The 7,513-nt window shown below is 51.9% G+C and carries 7 protein-coding genes; 4 read left to right on the top strand and 3 right to left on the bottom strand.

Annotation, left to right across the window (positions count from 1 at the left end; all coding sequences use genetic code 11):
- Nucleotides 1-214 precede the first annotated feature (214 nt).
- The 3 genes from J7M22_19210 to J7M22_19220 all read left to right on the top strand — a co-directional run bounded on the left by J7M22_19210 (nt 215) and on the right by J7M22_19220 (nt 3,304).
- Complete coding sequence (locus tag J7M22_19210; GenBank protein ID MCD6508735.1) at nt 215-910, top strand: DUF1080 domain-containing protein; 696 nt, start codon at nt 215-217, stop codon at nt 908-910.
- Between the two features lie 69 nt (nt 911-979).
- A complete protein-coding gene (locus J7M22_19215; protein ID MCD6508736.1) occupies nt 980-2,872 on the top strand; it encodes a SpoIIE family protein phosphatase in 1,893 nt (630 codons plus the stop codon).
- 9 nt (nt 2,873-2,881) lie between these two features.
- A complete protein-coding gene (locus tag J7M22_19220; protein MCD6508737.1) occupies nt 2,882-3,304 on the top strand; it encodes an ATP-binding protein in 423 nt (140 codons plus the stop codon).
- Between the two features lie 2 nt (nt 3,305-3,306).
- Here the strand turns inward: J7M22_19220 and J7M22_19225 are convergent, their stop codons facing one another.
- From J7M22_19225 to J7M22_19235, 3 genes are all read right to left on the bottom strand, one after another.
- Nucleotides 3,307-4,242, bottom strand: a complete 936-nt coding sequence (locus J7M22_19225) for an alpha/beta hydrolase (protein MCD6508738.1) — start codon at nt 4,240-4,242, stop codon at nt 3,307-3,309.
- Nucleotides 4,243-4,352: 110 nt separating this feature from the next.
- Entirely contained in the window at nt 4,353-5,393 is a 1,041-nt protein-coding gene (locus J7M22_19230; GenBank protein MCD6508739.1) for a Gfo/Idh/MocA family oxidoreductase, read from the bottom strand.
- A gap of 74 nt (nt 5,394-5,467) precedes the next feature.
- Nucleotides 5,468-5,980 (bottom strand): hypothetical protein, encoded by a 513-nt coding sequence (locus J7M22_19235; protein MCD6508740.1) that lies wholly within the window; start codon nt 5,978-5,980, stop codon nt 5,468-5,470.
- A 341-nt stretch (nt 5,981-6,321) separates the two neighbouring features.
- On the opposite strand from J7M22_19235, the gene J7M22_19240 reads away from it, so the two are divergent.
- Complete coding sequence (locus J7M22_19240; GenBank protein ID MCD6508741.1) at nt 6,322-7,338, top strand: Gfo/Idh/MocA family oxidoreductase; 1,017 nt, start codon at nt 6,322-6,324, stop codon at nt 7,336-7,338.
- Nucleotides 7,339-7,513 lie beyond the last annotated feature (175 nt).

Below are 7,513 nucleotides of genomic sequence, written 5' to 3' on the forward strand. Positions count from 1 at the left end.
AGCGATAATATGAGCGAGGCTATTTTGTAGGTCAGCTTCCAGTATTTCCGATATAATACCTCCAGGTTCTTCTTATCTCCTCTGAGCTATTGAAAGGGGGTGATAAAACTGGGGGTAGATCAGCATTATCATTTGACTTGACACGGAACTTGACATTCCCTCGGTTCTATCCCATAATATTGAAAGTCACTTCAAATTCACCGAGGAGGAGAAGATGAAAGCGACCGTGTGGATGATCCTTCTGCTCGTCTTCGCTTTCCTTTCGCCGCTTCAGGCGAAGGTGTTGTTCGAGGACAACTTCGACTCGAACAAGGTGGACACGAGCAAGTGGGAGGTATTCGAACAGAAGGCCTGGCAACAAGCTGACGGCGTCCTGACGGTGACAGGAGGAGAGTTCCTGGCTTTGACCAAACAGGAGTTCGGCGATTTCATCCTGATGCTCGACTACATGCCGGTTAAGGTGTGCGGTGGGATCGCCTTCAGGGCTCAGGATAGGGACAACGCCTACATGCTCAATATGCCGGTTGCCGGACAGTGGACGCCGTATCACATCAGATGGCATCTGCGTCAGAACGGCTCCTGGGTTATAACCCCGGATAAGATCCCGGATGTCACGAATGCCAGCAAGATCCCCAAGGATATCAAAGAGGGCGATTGGTGCAAGGTCAAGCTGATCGCCGAGGGATTCAAGTTCACCATCTACATAAACGACCAGCTCGCCAGTGAATGGACGGACGACAGTAAAACCTTCGCCAAAGGCAGGATCGGCTTCAGACAGTCCGGCAATGCCGGGGATCCGAACGCCGAAACCGCGAAGTTCGACAATATGATCGTGACGGATCTCTCAGGCGCTGTGGTAGAAGCCAGAGGTAAACTCCCCATAATCTGGGGGCTTATGAAAAACCGATGATCCGTTCTAGGGGACGGAGAACCGTCCCCCTGTCTATGGCGGGTGTATGATTAGGAGGTAGTAAATCCCTTGGAGCTGCATCTCAGGTTTATATCCCTTGTTATCTTCTCAACCAGCTTGGCGATATGTGTTGAGTGCGGATTCTTCTGGAGGAGAAGCGATGACAGCTATTGGAAACTCATCCTGACAGCTTTTCTCGCACTCCTTATCTCTTCCATGGCCTATATCATGGACGGTCATAGGTGGTTTCAGCAGATCATGCATTCCATCTCCGCGGGGGTGTTAAGCTACGTGCTGATCCAGAGGTTTTATCCTGGGAGATGGTATCATAAATTCACGGCCATATCCTATATCATCTTTATACCCGCCCTTATCATGCTTCCCACCTTCGAGCCCCACTTGGGTGAGTTGACCGAGCAGCAGAGGAGGATAGGTATCCATCTGCTGCCCTTCCTGACTATGGGTGGTCTGGCGATTGGATTGCCCTCTCATAGGCGATATTACGTCAGGGCGAGGTTGATCCTCTCTTGCTTCCTATACGCCCTTGCTCATGCCTTCGGGATCTTCAGCTATTCGATGGAACTGTCGACAATAGCGTTGGCCGGAGTAGGCTTTCTATCTTTCAATCATCTGGCTTTCAAGGCGGAATGGGAGAAATTGGTTAAAATCAACGCCGATCTCTCAGCAGAGAGGGAGGCGATCTCCAGATTGCTGGGGGAGATAGGTGAGGTGGCGAGCGAAAGCCTTGATCTAAGAGGTATATTGGATGTGGTCGTGAGAAACGCCTCCCAAGCGGTCGATGCCTCAGCCGGGGTGATATTCCTGATGGAGAATAATCTGCTGGCGGCGAAGGCGTCAGTCGGATTGTTCCCTCCGCTGACGGACGAGCCTATATCACCAAGGGCAAGCCGTAGGTTTATCGAGCGAAAACTTCGATCACAGAGGATAAGGCCGGGCGAGGGTATCATAGGGGAGGTGGCGCTGAGCAAGAAACCGATTCTGATCGAGGATGCTTGTTCCCATCCCCTGCTTCGACAACACTCGCTTATAAGGACTTTAGCCGCCGTCCCGATCTATCTGGCCGATCAGACCCTGGGTGTCATAGCAGTTATAAACAGGAAAAAGGGGATGAGATTCTCCCAAGGTGATGTAAACCTTCTCAGCGCCATTGCAAGCCAGGCCGCCATGGCTATAAACAACGTCATGCTGCACCAGGAAACGCTCAACAGGATGATCATGGAGAGAGATTTGGAGATGGCACGGCGTATACAGAGGGGGTTATTGCCCAAAGCCCTCCCACAGATGAGGCATCTCAGCGTGGCGGCCTACTCCGATACGGCGAGGGAGGTCGGCGGGGATTACTACGACTTCATTCCGATCGATGAAAATAGCGTCGGAATTGCAATAGCGGATGTCTCGGGCAAAGGCATCCCGGCCGCTCTGGTGACGGTGATGATAAGGACGTTGTTGCACAGAATAGCGATCGCCGGGAGGGAACCATCCGAGGTTCTGTATGAGCTTAACGAATCGCTGGTGTTAGAGGAGGAGATGTTCGTCACGATGATCTACGCTGTCTGGGATGACGAAAGACAACTGCTCACCCTCGCAAACGCCGGCCATCCCAGGCCTATCCTCTTCAAGTCGAAAACCGGGGAGTGCGCGGAGGTAGATGTGGGAGACATAGCGATAGGGATCTGGGGGGAGATATCCCCCGGTCAGATCAAGCTGGATCTTTCGTCCGGAGATGTTGTGCTTATGTATACCGATGGCCTGGAGGATATCAGAAACGAGGAGGACGAGATGTATAGTTTGGAGAGGTTGATGGAGGTATTGAGACAAAACGCGCATAGGCCGGTTTCCGATATCAGACGGGCGATCAGGACGGATATAGAGAAATTCGCCGGAGATTCTCCGCTTTTCGACGACTATACCTTTATAGTGATGAAGATCAGGGGAGGATGATAAGCTCATATGAGAGACAAAATAGTTTTAACCATACCTGGCAAACTCATATATGTTAAGCCTGTCAGATCCTTTGTCTCCGACGTAGCCAGAAGACTTGGATTCCCGAAGGAGGTGGTCGAGGATATAGAATTAGTAACGGATGAGGTCTGTAACAACGCCATCGAACACGGACGATCTGCCAGGAATGAAATAACTCTGATCTGCATCCTCAACGAGGATAAGATAGAGATAATTATAAGAGACTATCGTGGTGCTATGCTTTCACTATCCGATTTCCAGAACCTAAGCGTACTTGAGGGTTACATGGATGCTTCGAATGAAGAGCCGCGTGGCTTAGGACTGGCCATCGTCAGATCGCTTATGGATGAGGTAACCGTGCATACCGAACCGGGAAAGTTCACCGATGTTCGCATGGTGAAATACAGATGAGCTTAAAAAGAGGGCTGCTGAAGAAAGTTGAGCAGGGCAGCGTTAAAGGCATCGGGATTCTCGCACATCGGGGAGTGCCTCGAATCGGGTATTATGGCCACGTTCAGTCCGGATTTCGCCTTCAGGAAAAACCTCACGGATTCCGGAGGTACGATTCTATCCTTCAACCCGAAGACAAGCAAAATCGGAGATCTGACTCTCTTCAGATTCTCGGTCGCTTTGAATCTCGCGAACCATCTTATGCTTCTCGTAGCCGATCGAACGGTGGGTTTGAGCCACACTTTCCCCGCCCTCGATCCCCTGAGGGCAAATCCACCTATCGCCCTGACCATTCTGTACCATATTCCACCTATCACAGGGTAGCCTATTATCCTCAAGCTGAGCGGTAGCCCGTTCGGCGGCGTGGAGACCAGAACCAGCTTCCTCACCATCTCAGGATGCTCGGCGGCGAATTTGATCGCTATGGCTCCACCAAGTGAATGTCCTACCACATCCGCCCGATTGATCCCAACCGCCCTGCAGAATTTCAGGATCATATCTGAGTAGTCAGATATCCTATATCCACCCGGAGGCTTATCCGAATCCTCGAATCCCTTTAAATCAAGAGCATAGAGTTTGAACTGATCCGAGAGATCTCTCAAGACATACTTCCAATATTCCTTCGAGCCGGACCAACAGTGGATCAGTAACACCTGTTCGCCATGACCGCTGACCTCATATACGATCCTTCCATGACCGGCCAACACGATCTCCTTCACACTGCTATTACGCTTCACCTTTTCACCGAGCGCATCCCTCACGGTGTTTATGGGAAGCTCGGCGTGCCTGTTCAGCCTACCGGTTAGGAGGGAGATGATGAAGGCTAACGCCATGATGATGCTGATGGCAAGGAAGGGAAGTATAATGTTGTGGAGGAACCTCCTCCGCCTGTTCAACATCCCTTTATTTCGCCTCTGACCGTTTTTTTTTTGAGTGTGGCATCTGCCTGAAGCTAGCTGTTCGCCATCCGTGGATCAACGGTCATTCGTGGTCATTAGGTCTTTCGGCTTTATTCCGACTCGATCAAGGATTTCAGCGGGTTGTCCTCTATATCCAGGGGCAGGTTGATCTTCGCCCTTCTTCGGCTCGACTCATAGGCGGCGAAGATAATCTCGGTAGCGATAAGCGCCTTACGAGCACTGAGCTCCGGCTCGCGACCACTCTTCAGGGCATCCACCACATCGGCTATTGCCCGCTCGATATATCCTGGCCCGTGAAGTCCCTCACCCTGGGTGTCAATCACCTCCCACTCGGTGGATCCCCCGCGTCTGATCCTAAGGTTCGATCCATCCGGTGCACCGACCTCTATGATGCCTTCCGTGCCGATCAATCTGTTGTGAGCGCCTATGGCTTCAGCAGCAGCCCCGGTACCCATTATGGCGAACACCCCGTTGCGGTACTTCCATATGAATATCCCGTGATCCTCCACGGGTGCGCCGAAGACCAGCCTACCACTGGAGTAATCTATGCCGCCCATAACCCACTCGGCCGGGGTCTCATCGTTATAGAAGCTGAACATATCTACGTAGTGCGTGCCATAATCGTATATATTGCCACATGCTCCTTCGAGCCTCACCAGATCCCCGATCTCTCCGGATTTAAGGAGCTCGCGCGCCATCCTGAACGGTTTACCGAACCGGCGTTGATGATTGAATGTGAGTTGCACACCTCTTTCCTCACACATCCGTGCCATTCTTTGAGCGCCGCTCCAGGTATCGGCCATCGGTTTTTCGCAATGTATGGCCTTAACGCCTGCCATAGCGCAGTCTATCACCATCCTCTCGTGAAGGTGAGGCCAGGTGCAGATGCTGACTATATCAAGCTTCTCTTTGCCAAGCATCTCGCTGTAATCGAGGTAGATGTTCGGGACGTCGAAGGTCTCGGCGAAGACCTCGACGTTCTCACGGACTATATCGGCGGCGGCGACTATCTCGCAATCATCCAGCGCCTTATAGGCGACGGCATGTGAATAGGCCATGGCAAATCCCGTCGCATCGCCCCGTTTCTTTCTCCTTCCCGTTCCGATTATCCCAACCCTGAATTTCTCCATTGAAGTGCTCCTTTAGGTGGATTTCATCGCTCCTATTATATCCTCTGCTCGAATCCCCTGTCAATCGATCAGCGTTATCTCCACCAGTTCCGGCTCAGATGATCGAAATAGAAGAGGGCGTTCTCGACGGGGACGTTGCTGGGAATATGATTTCCAACGGCGAACATAAAGCCAGGACAGCCCTTAGCTATCCTGAGTGTTTCGTCTATCTCCTTTCTGATTTTTTCCCTTGTCCCAAAGGTCAGAGTCCGACAGTCCACCTTACTACCTATGATCACATGTGTCTTGCCGTATTTTTCGACTATGTAGTCTAGCGATGTGGTGGGCTCGAATATGAATCCATCTGCGCCAGCAGAGGCTATATCGTCCACGAACTGCGTCCAAGTGCCATCCGAGCAATACAGCACGATTTTACCCGCCTCATGCAGCATTCGCCAGAGCTTTTTATACCTTGGGAAGATGGCCCTTCGGTAGAAGTCCGGATGCATGAAGGGGCCTTCCGACCAGACCATATCGTCGTGACAGATAAAGACCTCAATGGAGGTCTTCGCCCAAGCCTTATAATGGTGCAGAGATAACTGCCCCATCCCACCGGGCTGTCATTGGTCACCCACAGCATATCTATCTGCCATGCGTCGTTGAATTTCCTCCAGGCTTCCCCATCGGTGCGTGGGTCAAGGCCGGTGACCGCCCTGACAAGGGCGTAATTGCTGCAATACTCCGTATGTGCCAGTCTCTCCGCCAGCTCGAGTTTCATAGCCTTAATTCCGATCTCATAACTCATCCTTCCCCCTTATTATCACTGGTTTTGGAGGATTCTAACATCCTTGACGGATAAATTCAATTCCCCTATCGGCCCCTTGACCTATCCTTCTGACATCTGATAAGATACGTTATCGGCTACGCCTATTTAAATTTGGAGGGTGACATGGCTAAATATAAACTCGGAGTTGCAGCGCTCGTCCACGATCACGTATGGGGCGAGCTGAGAAAGTGGAAGGCGATACCCGATGTGGAGATCGTCGCCGCAGGCGACGTCAACCCGCCTCTGCTTCAGAGGGTTAAGGAGGAGTTCGGCGTTCGGAGGTTATATAACTCGTGGCAGGAGATGATAGAGAAGGAGGAGCTGGATATCATCCAAGCTGCAAGCGAGAACAGCATCGCAGCCGATATAGTCGAAGCGGCAGCGGCGAAGGGGATCCACGTCATATCCGAAAAGCCTATGTCAGCAAGGCTGGAACAGGCCAACAGGATGGTCAAAGCGGCTAAGGAGGCGGGAACGATCCTCATGATAAACTGGCCGACCGCCTGGAGCCCGGCCCTCAACAGGATGATGGACATGATAAAATCGGGGGATATAGGCACTCCTTTCTATTTCAAATTTCGCTCGGCACATAACGGCCCTAAGGAGATCGGATGCTCGGAATATTTCTGGAGATGGCTTTACGATGAGGAGAAGAATGGCGCCGGAGCTTTAATGGATTACTGCTGCTATTCGGCCGACATGAACGCCTACCTCTTCGGTTTGCCCAAAGAGGTGACGGGGTTCAGGGCGGTGTTGATAAAGGATTACCCTCTGCCGGACGACAACGCCATTATACTGATGAAATACGACAGGGCTTTCGGCGTCGCGGAGGCCTGCTGGACACAGCCGACCAAATACATCACGCCCAATCCGATCTGCTATGGCACCGAAGGGGCCTTGGGAATCCTGGGAGATAAAGTACTGTTGCTCAGGCCGGGCAGGGATATCGAGGAGATAACGCCCGAACCGCTCCCGGAAGGCAAGAGAAACGGCCCTGAATATCTGATACGTTGTCTCGAGACGGGCGAAAAGCCGGAGGGTATGTGTAGCATGGAGGTGAGTCGGAACGCTCAGGAGATACTGGAAGCAGGGCTTATCTCCGCTGACACGGGAAAAAGCATCAAACTTCCGCTCTCCTAAATCGGCGAGCGGGCGAGTGGCGGATTATATCTTCTTCACCGCTCGCCCGTTCCCATATCTATTCGACCACAAGATTAGATGAGAGTGACATCTCGACTTTTGCAGTAATCTGAGAAGTCCCAAAAACGCAGAAAAACCATTAAATCTCCTTTGGCAGTCCCTCCCTGAGGAAGGA

Source organism: Candidatus Poribacteria bacterium (assembly GCA_021162805.1).
Taxonomy (GTDB): domain Bacteria; phylum Poribacteria; class WGA-4E; order B28-G17; family B28-G17; genus JAGGXZ01.